Source organism: Streptomyces sp. ID05-26A (genome assembly GCF_033794685.1).
In the GTDB taxonomy this organism is placed as follows: Bacteria; Actinomycetota; Actinomycetes; order Mycobacteriales; family Pseudonocardiaceae; genus Lentzea.
In genome coordinates, this window is record NZ_JARAYZ010000001.1 from 1,660,858 (window position 1) to 1,678,974 (window position 18,117).

Below are 18,117 nucleotides of genomic sequence, written 5' to 3' on the forward strand. Positions count from 1 at the left end.
TTGTTAGGCGACCCTAACAAACGCTTGTGAAACAGTTCACAAGCTTGTGCACACTGTTGTGAAGTGATTCACAAGGTCGCTCGCCAGTGTAGAACGCCTGTAAATGACCTAGATCACAGGGTCTGACCTGGGGGTTTAACTTGGCTGACACATGCGAAACGGCACCGGCTCGTATTGAGCCGGTGCCGTCACCTATTCGGAGTAATTTACGCGCTGGGAGCGAGCTTCGTGGCGGCCACGATCAGCTTGTCCATTGAGTCGCCGTCCTTGGGGTCGTAGAGGCCCGCAAGCAGCTTGAGCACCAGTTTCATCAGGCGTTTCCGCGGCATTCCGTACTTCGTTGCGGTCCGCATGATCGCCGGATTACCGATGAGCTTCGAGAAGACGTTCCCGAGCCGGTAGTAACTGCCGAGGGCCTCTTCGATGCGGACCGGGTAGCCGTGCAGCGCACGTTCACGGTTGACGCCCGTCCGCGCAAGCGCTTGGACGATGGATTCGGACGCGATCTTGGCCGACTCCATGGCGTAGCCGATGCCCTCGCCGTTGAAGGGGTTGACCATGCCGCCGGCGTCCCCGACGAGCACCATCCCCGCGCGGTAGTGCGGCTTGCGGTTGAGACCCATGGGCAACGCCGCACCGCCGATCCGGCTGGTCGCGTTCTCCTCGCGGAAGCCCCACTCCTCCGGCGTCCCGTCGAGCCAGCTGCGGAGGAGCTGACGGTAGTCCGTCGTCCCGTAGGCCTTGGACGTGCTGAGAATGCCCAGGCCGACGTTCACGCTGCCGTCGCCCATGCCGAAGATCCAGCCGTAACCGGGCAGCAACTGCCCGTCCGGCGCCCAGAGTTCGAGGTGGCTTTCGAGGTAGTCGTCCTTGGTGCGCGGGCTGTTGTAGTACCGGCGGACCGCGACGCCCATGGGCTTGTCGTCGTCCTTCTGCAGCCCGATGCTGAGGGCCAGCCGCGCTGACACACCGTCACAACCGACGACGATGGGGGCTTTGTAGGTGACCGGGTTCTTTTCCGGTCCCTGCTTGGCCTCCACGCCCACCACACGGCCGTTCTCGACGATCGCCTTGGTGACGGTGGTGTGCTCGTGCATGCGCGCACCGGCGGCCTTCGCGGCGTTCGCGAGCATCTCGTCGAAGTCCATGCGAGGACGGACCACGCCGTAGTTCGGGAAGGTGGCCAGATCCGGCCAGTCCAGTTCCATCGTCACGCCGCCACCGACCACGCGGAGACCCTTGTTGTGGAGCCAGCCGTTGCTCTCGCGGGTGTCGATGCCCAGGTCGATGAGTTGCTTGACACCTCGCGGGGTGAGGCCGTCGCCGCAGACCTTCTCCCGCGGGAAGGTGCTCTTCTCCAGGAGGAGGACGTCGAGGCCCGCCCTGGCGAGGTAGGTGGCGGCGGTGGAACCCGCCGGTCCCGCGCCCACGACGATGACGTCGGCGTCCTCGTTGATCCCGCGCCTGCTCATCCAGACTCCCTGCGTGTACCGGTCACAGCTTCTGCTGGCGACTCTAACCGGAGATTGCTGAGGGTTCCGGGGGGTCTGGGGTCGCGCGGGTCGGCTTGAGTTCGTTCGTCGCGTTCCAGCGGGGTTGGTCGCGTTCGGTTGGGTCGGTCGCCTTGCGAGGGTGGTCCCGCAGGTCCAGACGTATCAAGGGCTGGCGATTGGGGCTTGACCTCGAGCCTCTGGCGGGATGCATGACGGCCGGAAAAGGCCGGGCTGAAAAGCGCCCGGCCGTGCCCGAGAAGGTGGCATCCCGCCCACTCAAGGTAAAGCCCCAATCGCCAAGAGCGGGGTGTATCGCTACCCAGAGCACGAGGTTCACACGGCTCGCTGCGCATCGCCACGCCAGGCCCGTAGGTGGCTGGCCTGCGTTTGTGGCTGTCCGGTTGGCACCGCGCGCCGAGCCGCGGCCTTGCGTTCGCGAGTGCCGTCGGCGCTGGGTGTTCTCACGCCTCGGCGGGCTCGTCCGCCTTCGGCTTCGGCTTCGTCGCGCGGTGCAGCGCGACCATGCCGCCGGTCAGGTTGAACCAGGCCACGTCCTCCCAGCCCGCCTGCGAGATGAGCTCGCCGAGCGTGCGCTGGTCCGGCCAGCTGGCCATGGATTCGGACAGGTAGGAGTACGCGGCGGGGTTGCTCGACACGAACTTCGCGATCAGCGGGAGGAGCTTCAGGAGGTAGCGCATGTAGACGAAGCGGAACGGCTTGAAGACCGGCGTGGAGACCTCGCAGATGACCATGCGGCCACCTGGTTTGGTGACGCGCGCCATCTCGCGGAGGGCCACGACGGTGTCGTTGAAGTTCCGGATGCCGAAGGACACCGTCACGGCGTCGAACGAGTTGTCCCTGAAGGGGAGGCGCAGGGCGTCTGCCGCGACCTTGGGGACTCTGCGGTGGGCTCCTGAGGCGAGCATGCCCACGGAGAAGTCGGCTGCCACGCACCAGGCACCTGACGCGGCGTACTCGACGGTGGAGACCGCGGTGCCCGCGGCGAGGTCCAGGACCTTCTCACCGGGGCGCGCGTCGAGGACTCGCCTGCTCCACTCCCGCCAGCGGCGGTCGAAGCCCAGCGTCATGACCGAGTTCGTGCGGTCGTAGCCCTTGGCCACGCCGTCGAACATCTCGGCTACCTCGCGGGGGTTCTTGTCCAGGCCGGCTCGCGACATGTCTAGAGACTAGGTCAGGGGTGCTGAGATCTTCTTCAGGGCACCTTCAGCGCGGTGAGCATGCCGCCCACCGCCGCGTGCCACGGGTACTGCTCGGCTCGGGCCCTCGCGGCCTCCCGTGAGCCCGACTCCAGCAGGTGCTGAGCAGCACGCGCGAAGGCCTCGGCGTGGTCCGGGACCGCCGCTCCGCAGGACGGCTGGACGATCTCCTTCAGGGCGCTGCTCCGGCTGACCACGACCGGGGTGCCGCTGGCCAGTGCCTCCAGGGCCGCCAGGCCGAACGTCTCGTGCGGGCCCGGTGCCAGGGAGAGGTCCGCCGAGGCCAGGAGCGCGGCAACGTCCAAACGCGACTTCACGAAGCCCAGGAACGTCACGGGCAGGTTCGCCGCCCGCTTCTCCAGGGAGGTGCGTCTCGGGCCGTCGCCCGCGATGACCAGGCGGGCGGAGTGGCCCTGTTCGTGGAGTTCGGCGAGGGTGTCCACGGAGCGTTCGACGTGTTTCTCGGGCGAGAGGCGTCCACAGTGGATCAGCAGGTTCTCCTTGCCCTGCAACAGGTCACGTCTCAGGTCTGCCGAGTGACGGCTCGGCGTGAAGGTGGCGAGGTCCACGCCGAGGGGTACCTGGGCCACGTTCGTCGCGCCGATCCGGTCGAACTCCTCGCGGGCGAACGCCGTCGTGCAGACGACGGTGTCGTAGGAGGCGGCCATGCGGCGGTTCGCCCAGTCCGCGCCCCGTTCGGCTGGAGTGCTGGGGAGCACGAACCGGAGCAGGCGGTCCAGGCGTTCGTGGGAGATGACGACGTTCGGGATGTCGCGTTCGCTCGCCCAGGCGCCCATGCCCCGCAGCGTGAGGCGGTCGGACACCTCCAGGCGATCGGGCTTCAGCTGCTCCACCAACGATTTCACGCGCCACGGGTCGACCACCCGATAGCCGCCGGTGTACGGGATCTTGAGCGCGGGCAATGTGATCCGGCGGACACCACCCGGTAGTTCCTCGTCCGCGCGGTGGGCGCCCGGTACGACGAGCACCACCTCGTGGCCCAGCTGTGCGTAGCCGGTGCCCAGGTGGTGCAGCGCCGTGCGGAGACCGCCGGACTTGGGGCCGTAGAAGTTGGCCAGTTGCACGATCCTCAAGCGGCCGCCTGGTGCGTTAGTCCGATGACCGCGGCGTAGTGGCCCATCAGTTCGTCGCAGATCGCGGGCCAGGTGCGGGTCAGGACGGACTTGCGCGCGGCCAGGCCGAAGCGCTTGCGCAGCAGCGGGTCGCGCAGGAGGTCCACGTACTGCGCGATGTCGTCCTCGAAGAGGTAGCCGGTGCGGCCGTGGCGGACCAGGTCGCGGGGGCCGCCCGCGTTCGGGGCGAGCACCGGCAGGCCGGTGGCGAGGGCTTCCTGGACGGCCTGGCAGAACGTCTCGTGCGGGCCGGTGTGGACGAAGACGTCGAGGGAGGCGTAGGCCTCGGCCAGTTCCTGGCCGGTGCGGAAGCCCAGGAACTCGGCGTCGGGCATGTCCTTCTCGAGCTGCTCGCGGTCCGGGCCGTCGCCGACGATGCGGAGCTTCACGCCGGGCAGGTCGTGGAGTTCACGGAGTCGGGAGACCTGCTTCTCCGGGGCCAGGCGGCCGACGTAGCCGATGGTGAGCTCGTCGTTGTGCCCGGGGCGCGGGTGGAAGAGGTCGATGTCGACGCCTCTGCCCCACCTGTGCACGCGCGGGACGCCGTGGTGTTCCAGCGCCTGCACCGCTGAGCTGGACGGGGCGAGGGTGCGGTCCGCCAGCGAGTGGAGGCGTCTGGTCCAGCGCCACGCGGCTCGTTTGGTGAGGCCCAGGCCGTAGCTGCCGGCGAACCCGGCCACGTCGGTCTGGTAGACCGCGACGGTCGGGACGTCGAGCTTGCGGGCCGCTCTGAGGCCGTAGGCGCCGAGCACGAACGGCGAGGCGAGGTGCACAACGTCCGGCTGGAAGTCGGCCAGCGCGTGCAGCACTCTCGGGCTCGGCACGCCGATGGGGAGACTCGTCACCCTGGGCACGTCGACCGTCGACACTCTGACGACCGGCGTGCCGTGGTGCTCGTCGGCACCCGCGCCCGGCGCAACGACCATCGCCTGATGTCCGTTGCGGCGCAGGTGCTCCAGGACCCGGAGCACCGAGTTGGTGACTCCGTTGACCTGGGGCAGGAAGCTCTCGGTCACGATCGCTACGCGCACAGGGACACCATGGGGTGCCCGCATGAAGTCCGCGTGACCTCAGATTTGACGCGGACGGAACACCTCACGTCGTGGCCAGGTGATCGTCGATTCGTCATCTGCGCTTCGGTTTCCGGACACACGGCGCGGTGAAACTAGGCCAGCATGACCGTCTTGTCGTCCCGCCCCGCGCAGCCGGTAGACCCCGGACTGGTGTCCATCGCGCTGGAAGTCGCCGGCCGCCTGGCGAACGACGCCTCGGACGTCATCATGGCCACCGCCGGCCGCGGCGTGCGTCCCGACTCCGGCGAGTCCCCGTTCGACTGGGTCACCGACACCGACCGCACCCTCGAACGCCACACCCGGCGCGTGCTCACCGCCGAGTTCCCCTCGATCCCCGTGTTCTGCGAGAACTCCGACGACGGGGACACCCCGAGCGACTCCGAGTTCCGCTGGGTCGTCGACCCCGTCGACGGCACCGCGAACTACACCGCGGGCATGCCGTGGTGCGCCTACAGCCTGGCGTTGGTGGACCGCTGGGGCCCCGTCGTCGGTGTCGTCGCCGATCCGTACCGCTCGCAGATCTACGCCGCCGCTCGTGGCCGTGGCATGCGCGCGAACGGCACGCCGGTTCGTCTGACCGAACGCCAAGGCGACTCTCTTGTCGTGTGCACCGAGATGACGCGCACCGGGCCGTGGCCTGGCATGGGCGAGTTCATCTCCAAGGCCGCGATAGCCGGTACGGGCGTTCGCGTGCTCGGCTCGAAGTGTCTCGCCGTCGCACAAGTGGCGCTGGGACACGTTGCAGCTGCTGTCCTGCACGGCTACCACGAGTGGGACGTCGCTGGTGCGGTGTCACTGGCCGTGGAGTCGGGAGCGGTCGTGCTCGACCGACGCGGCGAGGGCGCCCAACTGCCCGTGGACGGACTTCTGGTGGCCGCTCCCGAAGCAGCGGACGAGGTGCTGGGCTGGTGGCAGTCGGCGCTTCAGGTCGACAGCTGAGGAAGCTGGTTCTCCAGCATCTCGAGGTGCGTGCGGGCCTCGTCCAACTCCGGGTGGTCGAACATCTGCAGCGCCACCCGTCCGACCTCGTTCTCGAACGCGTGGAAGTCGTGCGTGGCCTTGAGCAGCCGCTGGTAGACGGGGTGCTGCCGGTCGACGGCCCCCAGCGCCCTGCCGAGCTGGGCGATGCCGCGCACGTCGTCGAGCTCCGCGGCGAGCTGCCCGCTGATGCGCTGCAGCCAGTCCTTGGCGGGTGAGTTCGGCACGGTCTGGACCGCCGCGGCGACCCTGCGTGTCGACTCGGAACAGCGTTCGACCAGGTCGGACCACATGTCGAAGGGCTGCTGCGGGAACGGCGGGTGCATCGGCAGCGGCTGCCGGCGCGGCCGCTGGACCGAGCTGCGGATGGCGCCCACGACGGTGCCGACGACGGTTCCCGGGATGCCGCCCAGCAGGACGGCGACGAAGGCGATCGCGAAGAAGGTGATGACGGGCGAGGACGGCGGCTTGTCACTGGGGACGGACGCGTCCATGACCGCGGTGAGGACGCCCATGAGCAGGGTGCCGATCAGGGCACCCCAGAGAGCCGAACGGACGACCACCATGACGTCGATCGTGCCATGTTCATCGGCCGTTCGTGCGGAAACTCAGGCGTCGAAGTCAACCGTGACGCACTCGCTGGTCGGCAGGGCCTGACAGGTCAGCACGAACCCGGCAGCCACCTCCGACTCGTCGAGGGCGTAGTTGCGCCGCATCTCGACGGTGCCCTCGGTGACGAGCGCCCGGCACGTGCCGCAGACCCCGCCCTTGCAGGCGAACGGCAGGTCGGCGCGGACGCGTTGGGCGGCGTCCAGGATCGGCTCGTCGGCGGGCAGCGGCAGGGTGGTCGTCTTGCCGTCCAGCACGACCGTGACGGAGGCTGCCGCGTCGATGACGGCTTCCGTGCGGCGCGGAGGGGGCGGCGGCTCGTCCACGTAGAAGAGCTCGTGATGCACGCGATCCGTCGGCACGCCACGATCGCGCAGCACGGCTGTGGCGTCCTGCACCATCTCGTAGGGGCCGCACAGCCACCACTCGTCGATGGCGTCGAACGGAACGACGCTGCCGAACAGCGCCGTCAGCTTCTCGGCGGTCAGGCGGCCGGTGAACAGTTCGACGTCGCGCGGTTCGCGGGACAGCACGTGGATCAGCTGGAACGTGGCCGGGTAGCGGTCCTTCAGGTCGGCCAGCTCGTCCGCGAACATCACCGTGTTCGTGCTGCGGTTGCCGTACATCAGGGTCACGCGGGCGCCCGTCGCGAGGACGGTCGCGGCGATCGACAGGGCCGGGGTGATGCCCGACCCCGCGACGACCAGGCCGTGGTGCGTGCCGGTGCCGGACGGCGTGAACTTGCCCAGCGGCGGCAGGACCTCCAGCACGTCACCGGGGGCGACGCGGTCGACCAGCCAGGTCGAGAACTGGCCGCCGTCGACGCGGCGCACGCCGATGCGCGGGGCGGCGCCGGTGGGAGCGCAGATCGAGTACGAGCGGCGTTCGTCGCCCTGGCGCACGGTCAGGTACTGGCCGGCGGTGAAGGCGAACTCCTCCGACACGTCCTCGGGCACGTCGAACGTGACGGCCACGGCGTCGTCGCAGAGGCGGTCGACGCGGGCGACCGTCAGCTTGTGGAAGGCAGCCCCTCGCTTCCCATTCTTGGGCGCCACTCAGATCTCCTTGACGTGCTCGAACGGTTCGGCGCAGGCGTGGCAGCGGCGCAGCGCCTTGCACGCGGTCGAGCCGAACCGTGAAATCTCCTGGGTGTTCAGCGAGCCGCACTGCGGGCAGGCGACCTGGCGTGACGGCGGCACCAGGTTCAGCGGGACCGGGCCCGCGGCGACGGGGCCGATGCGCGACGGTGGCGCGATGCCGGCGGCGGCCAGCTTCTCCCGGCCTTCCTCGCTGATCCAGTCCGTGGTCCAGGCCGGGGAGAGCGACAGGCGCACCTCGACGTCCTCGAAGCCCGCCCCGACGAGCGATCGGCGCAGGTCAGCGCCCATCTCGTCGATCGCGGGGCAGCCCGAGTAGGTCGGGGTGATGGTGACGACGACGCGACCGTCCTGAACGGAGACCTCGCGGAGCACGCCGAGGTCCGCGAGCGTGAGGACCGGGAGTTCCGGGTCCCGCACGGCCGACGCGACCTCCAGTGCCGTCGTCACCAGACCGCTCCGGGCAGCGAGCGGTGCAGGTGCTGCATCTCGGCCAGCAGGTAACCCATGGTCTCGGTGTGCACGCCGTCGCGACCGGCCATGCCGGCGACGCGGGCGGCCTTCGTATCCGTCGGGCGGGTGAGGCCGGCGGCGCTCAGCACCGCTTCCAGCACGCCGTCCACTTCGGACCTCAGGGACGCGGGGTCGACGGCGACGCCCTGGAGGACGACTTCGACCTGGTGCGTCGCGAACAGCTCGTCCACGAACGGCCACACGCGATCGAGGCCCGCCTGCATGCGGCGGTGGGACTCGTCGGTCCCGTCGCCGAGCCTGACGACCCACTGGGCGGCGTGGTCGCGGTGGTAGGCCAGCTCCTTGAGGCCCTTCTCGGCGATCGCCTTGAGGACCGGGTCGGCCGAGCCGCGCAAACGTGAGAACAGGGCGAGCCGCCACGACGAGAACACCAGCAGGCGCGCGATGGTCGCCGCGAAGTCACCGCCGGGACCGGGACCGCAGTCGATCTCGGCCAGGTGCACGTTGCGGAACTCGCGTTCGTCGCGCAGGTAGGCGAGCTCGTCCTCGGTCCTGCCCAGCACCTCACCGGCGCGCGTGAGCAGCATGCGGGCCTGGCCCAGCAGGTCGAGGGCGATGTTGGCGAGCGCGATGTCCTCTTCCAGCTCGGGAGCGCGCGAGCACCACTCCGAGAGCCGCTGCGAGTAGATCAGCGCGTCGTCGCCGAGCATCAGGCAGTACGCGGCGAGGGCGTCCTTGTCGACGCCGGCCGGGAACTCGCGGTTCACACCGGTCAGGGCCTCCGAGAAGCCCGTGCCGAACGCCCAGTGCGCGTCCTCGCCACCCAGCAAGGACTCGTATGCGTTGTCGAAGCTCATCAGGCCGACCAATCGCGGGGTGAGGCGTTGTCACTGTGTTTTGCGGGACACCCGCACCCGAGTTTCATAGGTGCGGCACGTCCTCGGGAATCGCGTAGAACGTCGGGTGCCGGTAGACCTTGTCCCCCGCCGGCGCGAAGAACGGGTCCTTCTCGTCCGGCGACGAGGCGGTGATCTCCGTGGCGGGCACGACCCAGATCGACACGCCCTCGTTGCGGCGCGTGTAGACGTCACGGGCGTTGCGCAGTGCCATCTCGGCGTCCGGCGCGTGCAGCGAACCGACGTGCACGTGGTTCAGCCCGCGCTTGCCGCGCACGAACACTTCCCACAGCGGCCAAGACGTGCTCACGCGGCACCTTCCTTACGTGCGTGCTTCGCGGCGTGCGCGGCCGCGGCATCGCGGACCCACGCACCGTCCTCGTGCGCCTTGCGACGGTGGGCGATGCGCTGCTCGTTGCAGACCCCGCCACCCTTGACGACCTGCCAGAACTCGTCCCAGTCCGGCTGGCCGAAGTCGTACTCCCCGCGCTCCTCGTTCCACTTGATGTCCGGGTCGGGGAAGGTCACGCCGAGCGCCGCGGCCTGCGGCATGCTCATGTTCACGAACTTCTGCCGCAGCTCGTCGTTGGTGTCGCGCTTGATCCGCCACGCCATGGACTGCTCGGTGTTCGTGGACTCCGAGTCCGGCGGGCCGAACATCATCAGCGCCGGCCACCACCAGCGGTTCACCGAGTCCTGGACCATGTCCTTCTGCTGCTGGGTGCCGCGCATCATCGTCATCAGGAGCTCGTAGCCCTGACGCTGATGGAACGACTCCTCCTTGCAGATGCGGATCATGGCGCGCGCGTACGGCCCGTAGGACGTGCGGCACAGAGGCACCTGGTTGCAGATCGCGGCACCGTCAACGAGCCACCCGATGACGCCGACGTCGGCGAACGTGAGCGTCGGGTAGTTGAAGATCGAGGAGTACTTCTGACGGCCCTCGATGAGCTTGGTCGTCAGGTCCTCGCGGTCGGCGCCGAGCGTCTCGGTCGCCGAGTAGAGGTACAGCCCGTGGCCCGCCTCGTCCTGCACCTTCGCCAGGAGGATCGCCTTGCGGCGCAGCGAGGGAGCGCGGCTGATCCAGTTGCCCTCCGGCTGCATCCCGATGATCTCGGAGTGCGCGTGCTGGGCGATCTGCCTGATCAGGGTCTTGCGGTAGCCGTCGGGCATCCAGTCACGCGGCTCGATGCGCGCTTCGGACTGCACGGTGCGCTCGAAGCGCAGCTCCAGGTCATCCGCCATGCCCCGATGTTACACCCGAGTGCCGAATCTGCGTAGAACTGTCACAACCGCTGCGATGACGATCCAGACGGACACGAGGAAGGTTCCGACGGGAAGCAAGCTCAGCACCGCCGTGCGTCCGGCGACGCGCGTCAGTTCGGGGTTCGTCTGGTCGTACTCGACCCGCACGTTGTCCCCGACGTTGAGCCCCGCCGGGTACAGCACGCCCTGGGACGGGATGATCACGCGCCCGTCCGGTGTGGCGTAGCGCACAACGGTGCGGTTGAAGGACACGGAGTCGACCTGAGCGACCGCCTGCCCCATCGACCGCTCGATGGCCACGTCGTCACGCCAACAGGCGATGGGCAGGAGCACGCACACGAGCGTGATCACGCCACCGACGACGAACAAGGCCTTGCAGACCGCACGGCGGACGCGCACACCGCGGGGCGACTTGGTCACTGCGTCCTCCACCACAACTGAGAAGTCTAGAGGCGGGCGGATGCCGCGCTTTCAGGTTCGTTTCCATAAAGTCGGAGCGTGACCTCAGCACCGACATCGCGAGCACGGCAGCGAATCCGCGTCCGGTCCCGGCGCGACACCGCCGGTGACCTGCTCGGACTGCTGCCGGACCCCGAGCGCGCGCTCGCCTGGGTGCGGGACGGGTCCGGTCTGGTCGGCTGGGGCGAGGCAGCGCGACTCGAGGTCAGCGGCCCGGACCGGTTCGCGCAGGCGGACAAGTGGTGGCGGGAGTTCTGCGCCCACCTCGACGTCGACGACACGCTGGACGTCCCGGGCAGCGGCCCCGTGGCGTTCGTCTCGATGGCCTTCGCGGACTCGCCGGGCGACTCGGTGCTGATCGTGCCCGAGGTGGTCGTGGGCCGCCGCAACGGCGAGCAGTGGATCACCACGATCGGCGCTTCCGACACCGCGCCGCTGGTAGCGCCGCTCTCACGACCTTCTTCGGTCCGGTACTCGAACGGGCAACTGCCGGTCACGCAGTACCGCGAGGCCGTGCGCAGGGCAGTGCGGCGGATGCGCGGCGGCGACCTGGACAAGGTGGTGCTGGCGCACGACCTCATCGCCGTGACCGACCGTCGGCTGGACCAGCGGTTCGTGCTGCAAGGTCTCGCACGGCGTTATCCCGAGTGCTGGACTTATGCGGTGGACGGGCTCGTCGGGGCCACGCCGGAGCTCCTGCTGCGCCGGACCGGGTCGGTCGTGGACTCGCGCGTGCTCGCCGGCACGACCTGGCCGCACGACGGCGTTTCGGACGAGGAACTCGCGGCGGCGTTGATGTCGTCGGAGAAGAACCTGGAAGAGCACGACTACGCGATCACCTCTCTCGCGGAGACGTTGCGGCCCTTTTGCACGACCATGTCCGTCGAGGGACCTTCGATTTTGAGGCTGCCCAACGTTTCGCATCTGTCTTCGGACGTGATCGGGACTCTGGAGGCGCCGACCTCGTTGCTGCGCCTTGGTGAGGCCGTGCATCCGACCGCCGCTGTGGGCGGGACGCCCCGGCTGGACGCCACTCAGCTGATCTCCCAGCTGGAGGGGATGGATCGCGGGCGGTACGCCGGGCCGGTCGGGTGGATCGACGGGAACGGGGACGGAGAGCTCGGGATCGCGTTGCGGTGCGCGCAGATCTCCGGGTCCACGGCCCGGTTGTTCGCCGGGTGCGGGCTCGTCGCCGACTCGGATCCGGACATCGAGGTCCAGGAGGCGCACGCCAAGATGCGGCCTATGCGTGAGGCCCTCGAAGGGCTTTAGTCACGAAGGCGCGCCAGGCGGTGGTGCCCCTCACCGGCCGCAGTAGGCGATCGGCATCGCCTTCTCGTACTCCCAGAGCAGGATCGACACTCGACCATCGCGACTGTGCGCAGATTTCCCGAATACGGGCTCGTTCGGGCGAAAACGGTGAACCGGGTCAGCCGTGCGGCCCGCCACTGACGTAGATGACCTGGCCCGTCACGTAGTCGGCGTCCTCCGCCGCGAAGAACAACACGGCGCGTGCGATGTCGTGGGGCGTGCCGACGCGACCGCGTGGAATCGACTTCCGCTGCACCTCGACGTGCTCGTCGAGCGTGCGCCCGGCACGGGCCGCGGACACCTTGGTCATCTCCGTCACGATCACGCCGGGGCCGATCGCGTTCACGGTGATGCCGAACGGGGCGAGGTCCAGTGCCGTCGCACGGGTGAAGCCCTCCAGACCCGCCTTGGCCGCGACGTAGTTGGCGCGGTCGTCGTCGACCAGGGCGGAGATGCTGGAGATGTTGACGATGCGGCCCCAGCCTGCGTCGCGCATGGCCGGCGCGGTGGCCTTGAGCATCAGGAAGCTGCCGCGCAGGTGGGTGTCGATCACGGCGTCCCAGTCGGCGAGCGGCATGTCGAGGACCATGTTGTCCCTGGCGAAACCGGCGTTGTTGACCAGGATCTCCACCGGTCCCAGCCGGGTCGTCACCTCGTCGACGGCTCTGGTCACGGCGTCGGGGTCGCTGATGTCGGCGAGCACCGCCAGGGCCGTGCCACCAGAGTCGGTGATCTCGCCGGCGACGTGCGCGCGGTCGGTGAGATCGACCACGGCCACGTGATGACCTTGGGCTGCCAGGGCTTTGGCCGTTCCGGCGCCGATTCCGGAGCCGGCGCCGGTGACGAGCGCGACGCGAGGGTTCACTCGTCGATCGTGCTCGTCACCGGCGTCGTGCGCTACCGACTTACTTGTGCGCGTCCAGCAGTTCGTGCGTCAGCTGGATCTTGGCGCGCGACTTCGGCTCCGCGGCCTTGGCGACCGACAGCGACTTCGAGGCGACGTCGGCCGAACGGCCCGGTGCCTCCGCCGGCTTGCCCTTCGTGAAGAGCCACGTCTGGAACAGCTGGTCGAGCTGCTGGCCCGAGACCCGCTCCGCGGTGGCGATGAACTCCTCGATCGTCGCGTCCGAGTACTTCTTCTCCGCGACCCAGGTCTTCAGGATCTCGAAGAACTTCTCGTCGCCCACGGCCACGCGCAGGGCGTGCACGGCCAGGGCGCCGCGGTCGTAGACAGCGCCGTCGAAGACCGCGCCGGCACCGGGGTCGCCGGGCAGGACGTTCCAGAACTCGCTGTCCGCCGGGTACAGGTCGTAGGTGTAGTCGGCGTTCTCTTGTGCCGTGCCCTCACCGACGTGCTCGGACCACAGGAACTCCGCGTACGAGGCGAAGCCCTCGTTCAGCCAGATGTCGCGCCAGTGGTGCACGGACACGGAGTCGCCGAACCACTGGTGGCCCAGCTCGTGCGCGACCACGTAGGTGTTGGCGCCACGGCGGAAGAAGCCCGTGTCGTAGGTCGGGCGGGTCTGGTTCTCCAGGGCGTAGCCCAGGTTCGGAGTCACGACGCCGCCCTGCGCTTCGAACGGGTACGGGCCGAAGTTCTCCTCCAGGAACTCGACCACCTCGGGCGTGCGCTCGATGCTCGCGCGTGCCGCGTCGGCGTTGTCGCCCAGGCGCTCGGAGTACGCGTTGACGTACGGCTGGCCCGAAGGGGTGGTGCCCTGACGGAGCTCGAACTGGCCGATCGTCAGGAACGTCAGGTACGTCGCCTGCGGCTTGGTGCTGCGCCAGTTCCAGCGCGTGTAGCCGTTGATCTGGCGGGTCTGGCCGACGAAGGTGCCGTTCGAGATCGCCTCGACGCCGTTCGGCACCGCGACGTTGACGTCGAAGGTGGCCTTGTCGGTGGGGTGGTCGTTGGACGGGAACCACCAGGAGGCGATCTCCGGTTCGCCGATGGCCAGGGCGCCGTCGACGGTCCTCGTCCAGGCCGTGAAGCCGTTGCGGTCCTTCACCGTGGACGGGGTGTCCGCGTAGGTGACGACGATCGTCAGGTCCTGGCCCTTGCGGACGCCGCCGCGCGGGGTGAGCGTCAGCTCGCCGTTGTCGGAGACGAACGACGACGCCACGTTGTTGACCCGGACCGACTTCACCTTGAGCAGGAAGTCCAGGTTGAACTGCGTGAGGTCCTCGGTCGCCTTGGCGAGGATCGTGGTCGTGCCCGAGAGCAGGTCGCCGGTCGGGTTGTAGCTGAGCCTGATGTCGTAGTGGGAGACGTCGTACCCGCCGTTCCCGTAGGTCGGGAAGTACGGGTCACCGGCGCCGGGGGCACCTGGAGACGCCGCCAGCGCCGTCCCCGCGAAGAGCGTCATCGCGGCCGCGGACGCCACCGCGGCCGTCGCCTTGGATCTGATCGGCATGCGGCGGACGCTAACCAGACGATCTTGAGGGAGCCACCGACTTACGTATGTTTCCTATCTGGTGAAAACGTTTGACACAGTCGCCTTGAGACGCTGGTGCAGTGCGCGCAGTTCGTCACGTTTTGCCTGCACTTCGACCACTTGGAGGCCTTTCGGTGACGCAATCGCGCTACGGAACTCCTCCTGGTCGTCCACTGTGGAGTGCGGAATTCGGTAGCCCGCGCACAAAGCGGTCAGATCAGCCCCGTGCGGGGTGCCGAAAATCCTTTCGAAACTGCTGCCGTACTCCGGGGCGCCCTGTTCCAGCAATGAAAAGATTCCGCCGCCGTCGTCGTTCAGCACGACGATCGTGAGGTCCGGCAGGCGGTCGGCGAGCAGGCCGTTGCTGTCGTGCAGGAACGTCAGGTCGCCCATCAGCGCGTACGCCGGTCCCTCGTGCTGCCACGCGAGCCCGATGGCCGTGGACACGCTCCCGTCGATGCCCGCGGCACCCCGGTTGGCGTGCACGACGACGTCCGGACGGCGTTCCGCGGCGAAGTCGACGTCGCGGATCGGGTTGGACGAGCCCACGAACAGCAGCGACCCCGACGGCATCGCCTGCACCAGGTCGCGCGCGACCTGCAGGCCGGTCGGCCACGGCGCGGCGTCCAGCAGGTCGTCGACGGCCACGCTGACGTTCTTCACCGCGCTCTGCCACGCCTGCAGCCACTCGCCGTCCACGAAAGCGGGTTCAGGCAGCCAGGTGGACGCGCGGGTGGCGGTGAACTGGACGTCCGGCCACTGCGCCTGATCACCCACGGCGTGGACGATTGGAGTGGCTCCCAGGACGGCCTGCTGACCCCTCGACAGGGTGACGCGCCCCACGACGAGCACGGCTTCGGGCCGCAGGTGCTCCGGCAGGCCCACGTTGAGCAGCAACGACCCGTGACGCAGACCACCCGGAGCGGTCGGCTCGGCGATCACCGGCCAGCCGAGCCGCGACGCCGCCAGCAGCCGCTCCGGACGGTCGTCACCGAGCAGCACCAGCGTGCGGGCGGGCAGGTCGGAGGGGCGGGACTCGACGGTGAACGTGCGATCCGTCTCCGTCCACGGACCACGCTCGGACGACGGCCAGGCGTCGTCCGAGGGCGTCAGCGGCGGTCGGAAAGGCACGTTGACGTGCGACGGACCGTCCGTGGCGATGGCACGGCAGATCAACGACCGCGTCACGGCCTCCTCGGCACCCTCCGGCATGTGCAGCGTCGGGATGCCGAGCACGTCGTGCTGGTTGATCGTCTGGCTGGAGCCGGTGCGGTAGAGGTCGACCGGGCGGTCGGCGGTCAGCGCGATCAACGGCACGTTCGTGAGCTGCGCCTCGATCACGGCCGGGTGCAGGTTCGCGACGGCGGTACCGCTGGTGCACGTCACCACGGCCGGCTCACCGGTCTTCGCGAGGCCCAGCGCGAGGAATCCGCCGCTGCGCTCGTCGATGCGCACGTGCACCGTGAGCAGGCCTTTTTGCTCGGCCTGGTGCAGCGCGAACGACAGCGGGGCGTTGCGCGAACCGGGGCACAGAACGACGTGACGCACGCCGTTGCGCACCAGTTCGTCGACGATCACCCTCGCCTGCGTCGTGGACGGGTTCATCCCTCAATTGTCACCGGGACACCTGAGAGGTCGCCCGCTGGTCTCAGCCTCCGGCGCTTAGAGTCTCCCGCGTGGCAGATCAGGAGCTCTTCGACCCGTCGTTGTGGAAGCCGATCGAGGGCTTCGACTTCACCGACATCACCTACCACCGCGCGCTCGACCAGGGCACCGTCCGCATCGCGTTCAACCGGCCCGAGGTGCGCAACGCGTTCCGGCCGCACACCGTGGACGAGCTGTACCGGGCGCTGGACCACGCGCGGATGTCGTCCGACGTCGGGTGCGTGCTGCTGACCGGCAACGGCCCCAGCGAGAAGGACGGCGGCTGGGCCTTCTGCAGTGGCGGTGACCAGCGGATTCGCGGGCGCAGCGGCTACCAGTACGCCTCCGGTGAGACGGCCGAGAGCGTCGACCCGGCACGCGCGGGGCGGCTGCACATCCTGGAGTGCCAGCGCCTGATCAGGTTCATGCCCAAGGTCGTCATCGCGGTCGTGCCGGGGTGGGCCGCGGGTGGCGGGCACAGCCTGCACGTGGTGTGCGACCTCACGATCGCGAGCGCCGAGCACGCGAAGTTCAAGCAGACCGACGCGGACGTCGGCTCCTTCGACGGCGGCTACGGCTCCGCCTACCTGGCACGGCAGGTCGGGCAGAAGTTCGCCCGCGAGATCTTCTTCCTCGGCCGCACGTACTCCGCCGAGGACATGTACAAGATGGGCGCGGTCAACGAGGTCGTGCCGCACGCCGAGCTCGAGACGACGGCCCTGCAGTGGGCGCGCGAGATCAACGGCAAGTCGCCCACCGCGCAGCGCATGCTCAAGTACGCGTTCAACCTGATCGACGACGGTCTGGTGGGACAGCAGATCTTCGCCGGCGAGACGACCAGGCTCGCGTACATGACCGACGAGGCCGTCGAGGGCAGGGACTCCTTCCTCGAGAAGCGCGATCCCGACTGGTCGAACTACCCGTACTACTTCTGATCCCTACGATTTCTGGGCAGGTGCCCGTGCTCGACGAACTGCGCGCTGCGCTTCACGGCGGCGAACCCCTGGTCGACGGCCCTCTCGACGGCTGGGAGAAGCGGGCCGTGCTCGGCGTGCCGACCTCCGGGTCGACGGGCGAGCCGAAGACGGTGCTGCTCGACGCGGACGCGCTGACGACGTCCGCGGAAGCCACCCACGAGCGGCTCGGCGGGCCCGGCACGTGGCTGCTGGCGCTGCCCACGAGCCACATCGCGGGTGTCCAGGTGCTGGTGCGGTCGATCGTCGCCGGCACCACGCCCGGCGTGCTCGACATGTCAGGCGGTTTCCGCGCCATGGGTTTCGCGCTGGCCGCCCGGCCGGTGCTGGCCCAGCCCGGCCGCCACTACACCGCACTGGTGCCGACCCAGCTCTCGCGGCTCGTCATCAGCGAGGGACCGGGGCTGGAGGCGCTGCGGCAGTTCGACGGCGTGCTGATCGGCGGGGCCGCGACCCCGCCGAGGCTCCTGCAGCAGGCGCGCGCTCTGGGCGTGCAGGTCGTCACGACGTACGGCATGAGCGAGACGTCCGGCGGGTGCGTGTACGACGGCTCGCCGTTGCGTGACGTGTCGTTGCGCACCGACGACCTGATCGAGATCAGTGGGCCGGTGCTGGCGCTTGGGTACCGCGGCAGCGCGGAACCGTTCGGAGAGTGGTTCCGCACCGGCGACCTCGGGCGGCTGCGCGACGGGCGGCTGGAGGTGCTGGGGCGCGCTGACGACGTGATCGTCACCGGCGGCGAGAAGGTGCCCCCGGTGCTGGTGGAACGGGCCCTGGCGACCGTTGAGGGCGTGCTGGAGGCGTGTGTGGTCGGCGTGCCGGACGACGAGTGGGGCCAGGTCGTGGCCGCCGCTGTCGTCACGCGCGGTGTGGAGCCCTCGGTCGAGGAACTGAAGGCGGTCGTGGCCGAGGCCGTGGGGCGGGTGGCGACGCCCAAGCTGGTGCGGTTCGTGCACGAACTGCCGTTGCGCGGGCCCGGCAAAGTCGACAGGACGGCCGTGGTCGCCTCATTTAGGTGAACCTTTACCGCTGAGGACAACCCTCGCCGCGAAGCGCGC

General features: G+C 69.0%; 18 protein-coding genes. 4 read left to right on the forward strand and 14 right to left on the reverse strand.

From position 1 onward, the window contains the following. Positions 1 to 206 precede the first annotated feature (206 nt). From PV646_RS08110 to PV646_RS08125, 4 genes are all read right to left on the reverse strand, one after another. Positions 207 to 1,472 (reverse strand): geranylgeranyl reductase family protein, encoded by a 1,266-nt coding sequence (locus PV646_RS08110; protein ID WP_500340818.1) that lies wholly within the window; start codon positions 1,470 to 1,472, stop codon positions 207 to 209. Between the two features lie 482 nt (positions 1,473 to 1,954). Continuing rightward, entirely contained in the window at positions 1,955 to 2,671 is a 717-nt protein-coding gene (locus tag PV646_RS08115; protein ID WP_500340819.1) for a demethylmenaquinone methyltransferase, read from the reverse strand. Between the two features lie 35 nt (positions 2,672 to 2,706). Then, positions 2,707 to 3,795 (reverse strand): glycosyltransferase family 4 protein, encoded by a 1,089-nt coding sequence (locus PV646_RS08120; protein ID WP_500342327.1) that lies wholly within the window; start codon positions 3,793 to 3,795, stop codon positions 2,707 to 2,709. Between the two features lie 5 nt (positions 3,796 to 3,800). Continuing rightward, positions 3,801 to 4,874, reverse strand: coding sequence for a glycosyltransferase family 4 protein (locus PV646_RS08125; protein ID WP_500340820.1), 1,074 nt, complete (start codon positions 4,872 to 4,874; stop codon positions 3,801 to 3,803). Positions 4,875 to 5,018: 144 nt separating this feature from the next. On the opposite strand from PV646_RS08125, the gene PV646_RS08130 reads away from it, so the two are divergent. Continuing rightward, positions 5,019 to 5,855, forward strand: a complete 837-nt coding sequence (locus tag PV646_RS08130; protein ID WP_500340821.1) for an inositol monophosphatase family protein — start codon at positions 5,019 to 5,021, stop codon at positions 5,853 to 5,855. On the opposite strand, the gene PV646_RS08135 is transcribed toward PV646_RS08130, so the two are convergent. The 7 genes from PV646_RS08135 to PV646_RS08165 all read right to left on the reverse strand — a co-directional run bounded on the left by PV646_RS08135 (position 5,840) and on the right by PV646_RS08165 (position 10,656). After that, entirely contained in the window at positions 5,840 to 6,460 is a 621-nt protein-coding gene (locus tag PV646_RS08135) for a YrzE family protein (RefSeq protein ID WP_500340822.1), read from the reverse strand. The two genes, PV646_RS08130 and PV646_RS08135, sit on opposite strands and share 16 nt — an antisense overlap. Positions 6,461 to 6,502: 42 nt before the next feature. Continuing rightward, the gene (paaE, locus tag PV646_RS08140) at positions 6,503 to 7,558 is read right to left on the reverse strand and encodes a 1,2-phenylacetyl-CoA epoxidase subunit PaaE (protein ID WP_500340823.1); all 1,056 of its coding nucleotides are present in this window, start codon (positions 7,556 to 7,558) and stop codon (positions 6,503 to 6,505) included. Further along, entirely contained in the window at positions 7,559 to 8,053 is a 495-nt protein-coding gene (paaD, locus tag PV646_RS08145) for a 1,2-phenylacetyl-CoA epoxidase subunit PaaD (RefSeq protein ID WP_500342328.1), read from the reverse strand. Then, a complete protein-coding gene (gene paaC / locus PV646_RS08150) occupies positions 8,047 to 8,931 on the reverse strand; it encodes a 1,2-phenylacetyl-CoA epoxidase subunit PaaC (protein WP_500340824.1) in 885 nt (294 codons plus the stop codon). Before paaC ends, paaD begins: the two co-directional genes overlap by 7 nt. A 64-nt stretch (positions 8,932 to 8,995) precedes the next feature. After that, the gene (paaB, locus tag PV646_RS08155) at positions 8,996 to 9,280 is read right to left on the reverse strand and encodes a 1,2-phenylacetyl-CoA epoxidase subunit PaaB (RefSeq protein ID WP_090065945.1); all 285 of its coding nucleotides are present in this window, start codon (positions 9,278 to 9,280) and stop codon (positions 8,996 to 8,998) included. After that, entirely contained in the window at positions 9,277 to 10,215 is a 939-nt protein-coding gene (paaA, locus tag PV646_RS08160; RefSeq protein WP_500340825.1) for a 1,2-phenylacetyl-CoA epoxidase subunit PaaA, read from the reverse strand. Before paaA ends, paaB begins: the two co-directional genes overlap by 4 nt. A gap of 9 nt (positions 10,216 to 10,224) precedes the next feature. Then, positions 10,225 to 10,656 carry a DUF3592 domain-containing protein gene (locus PV646_RS08165; protein ID WP_500340826.1) on the reverse strand — a complete coding sequence of 144 codons (432 nt, stop codon included), beginning with the start codon at positions 10,654 to 10,656 and terminating at the stop codon, positions 10,225 to 10,227. A 78-nt stretch (positions 10,657 to 10,734) separates the two neighbouring features. Between PV646_RS08165 and PV646_RS08170 the strand changes: the two genes are divergently transcribed. Continuing rightward, the gene (locus PV646_RS08170) at positions 10,735 to 11,967 is read left to right on the forward strand and encodes an isochorismate synthase (protein WP_500340827.1); all 1,233 of its coding nucleotides are present in this window, start codon (positions 10,735 to 10,737) and stop codon (positions 11,965 to 11,967) included. 157 nt (positions 11,968 to 12,124) lie between these two features. On the opposite strand, the gene PV646_RS08175 is transcribed toward PV646_RS08170, so the two are convergent. The 3 genes from PV646_RS08175 to menD are packed head-to-tail and all read right to left on the reverse strand — an operon-like array spanning position 12,125 to position 16,046. Next, positions 12,125 to 12,871: an SDR family NAD(P)-dependent oxidoreductase gene (locus PV646_RS08175; protein ID WP_500340828.1), complete on the reverse strand. Its 747-nt coding sequence runs from the start codon at positions 12,869 to 12,871 to the stop codon at positions 12,125 to 12,127. A 40-nt stretch (positions 12,872 to 12,911) separates the two neighbouring features. After that, positions 12,912 to 14,420 carry a M1 family metallopeptidase gene (locus PV646_RS08180; RefSeq protein ID WP_500340829.1) on the reverse strand — a complete coding sequence of 503 codons (1,509 nt, stop codon included), beginning with the start codon at positions 14,418 to 14,420 and terminating at the stop codon, positions 12,912 to 12,914. Positions 14,421 to 14,474: 54 nt separating this feature from the next. Further along, positions 14,475 to 16,046, reverse strand: coding sequence for a 2-succinyl-5-enolpyruvyl-6-hydroxy-3-cyclohexene-1-carboxylic-acid synthase (menD, locus tag PV646_RS08185; RefSeq protein ID WP_500340830.1), 1,572 nt, complete (start codon positions 16,044 to 16,046; stop codon positions 14,475 to 14,477). 71 nt (positions 16,047 to 16,117) lie between these two features. Here menD and PV646_RS08190 point away from each other — a divergent pair, with 71 nt between their 5' ends. Next, the gene (locus PV646_RS08190) at positions 16,118 to 17,020 is read left to right on the forward strand and encodes a 1,4-dihydroxy-2-naphthoyl-CoA synthase (RefSeq protein ID WP_500340831.1); all 903 of its coding nucleotides are present in this window, start codon (positions 16,118 to 16,120) and stop codon (positions 17,018 to 17,020) included. Positions 17,021 to 17,046: 26 nt separating this feature from the next. After that, on the forward strand, positions 17,047 to 18,078 hold the full coding sequence (menE, locus tag PV646_RS08195) for an o-succinylbenzoate--CoA ligase (RefSeq protein WP_500340832.1): 1,032 nt from the start codon (positions 17,047 to 17,049) through the stop codon (positions 18,076 to 18,078). Positions 18,079 to 18,117: the final 39 nt, after the last annotated feature.

What these genes read in the sequence shown, in the direction of transcription:
- PV646_RS08180 (WP_500340829.1), bottom strand. Translation starts at nt 14,420, where the DNA reads ATGCCGATCAGATCCAAGGCGACGGCCGCGGTGGCGTCCGCGGCCGCG.
- paaA (WP_500340825.1), bottom strand. Translation starts at nt 10,215, where the DNA reads ATGGCGGATGACCTGGAGCTGCGCTTCGAGCGCACCGTGCAGTCCGAA.
- paaC (WP_500340824.1), bottom strand. Translation starts at nt 8,931, where the DNA reads ATGAGCTTCGACAACGCATACGAGTCCTTGCTGGGTGGCGAGGACGCG.
- PV646_RS08115 (WP_500340819.1), bottom strand. Translation starts at nt 2,671, where the DNA reads ATGTCGCGAGCCGGCCTGGACAAGAACCCCCGCGAGGTAGCCGAGATG.
- PV646_RS08130 (WP_500340821.1), top strand. Translation starts at nt 5,019, where the DNA reads ATGACCGTCTTGTCGTCCCGCCCCGCGCAGCCGGTAGACCCCGGACTG.
- PV646_RS08135 (WP_500340822.1), bottom strand. Translation starts at nt 6,460, where the DNA reads ATGGTGGTCGTCCGTTCGGCTCTCTGGGGTGCCCTGATCGGCACCCTG.
- menD (WP_500340830.1), bottom strand. Translation starts at nt 16,046, where the DNA reads ATGAACCCGTCCACGACGCAGGCGAGGGTGATCGTCGACGAACTGGTG.
- PV646_RS08110 (WP_500340818.1), bottom strand. Translation starts at nt 1,472, where the DNA reads ATGAGCAGGCGCGGGATCAACGAGGACGCCGACGTCATCGTCGTGGGC.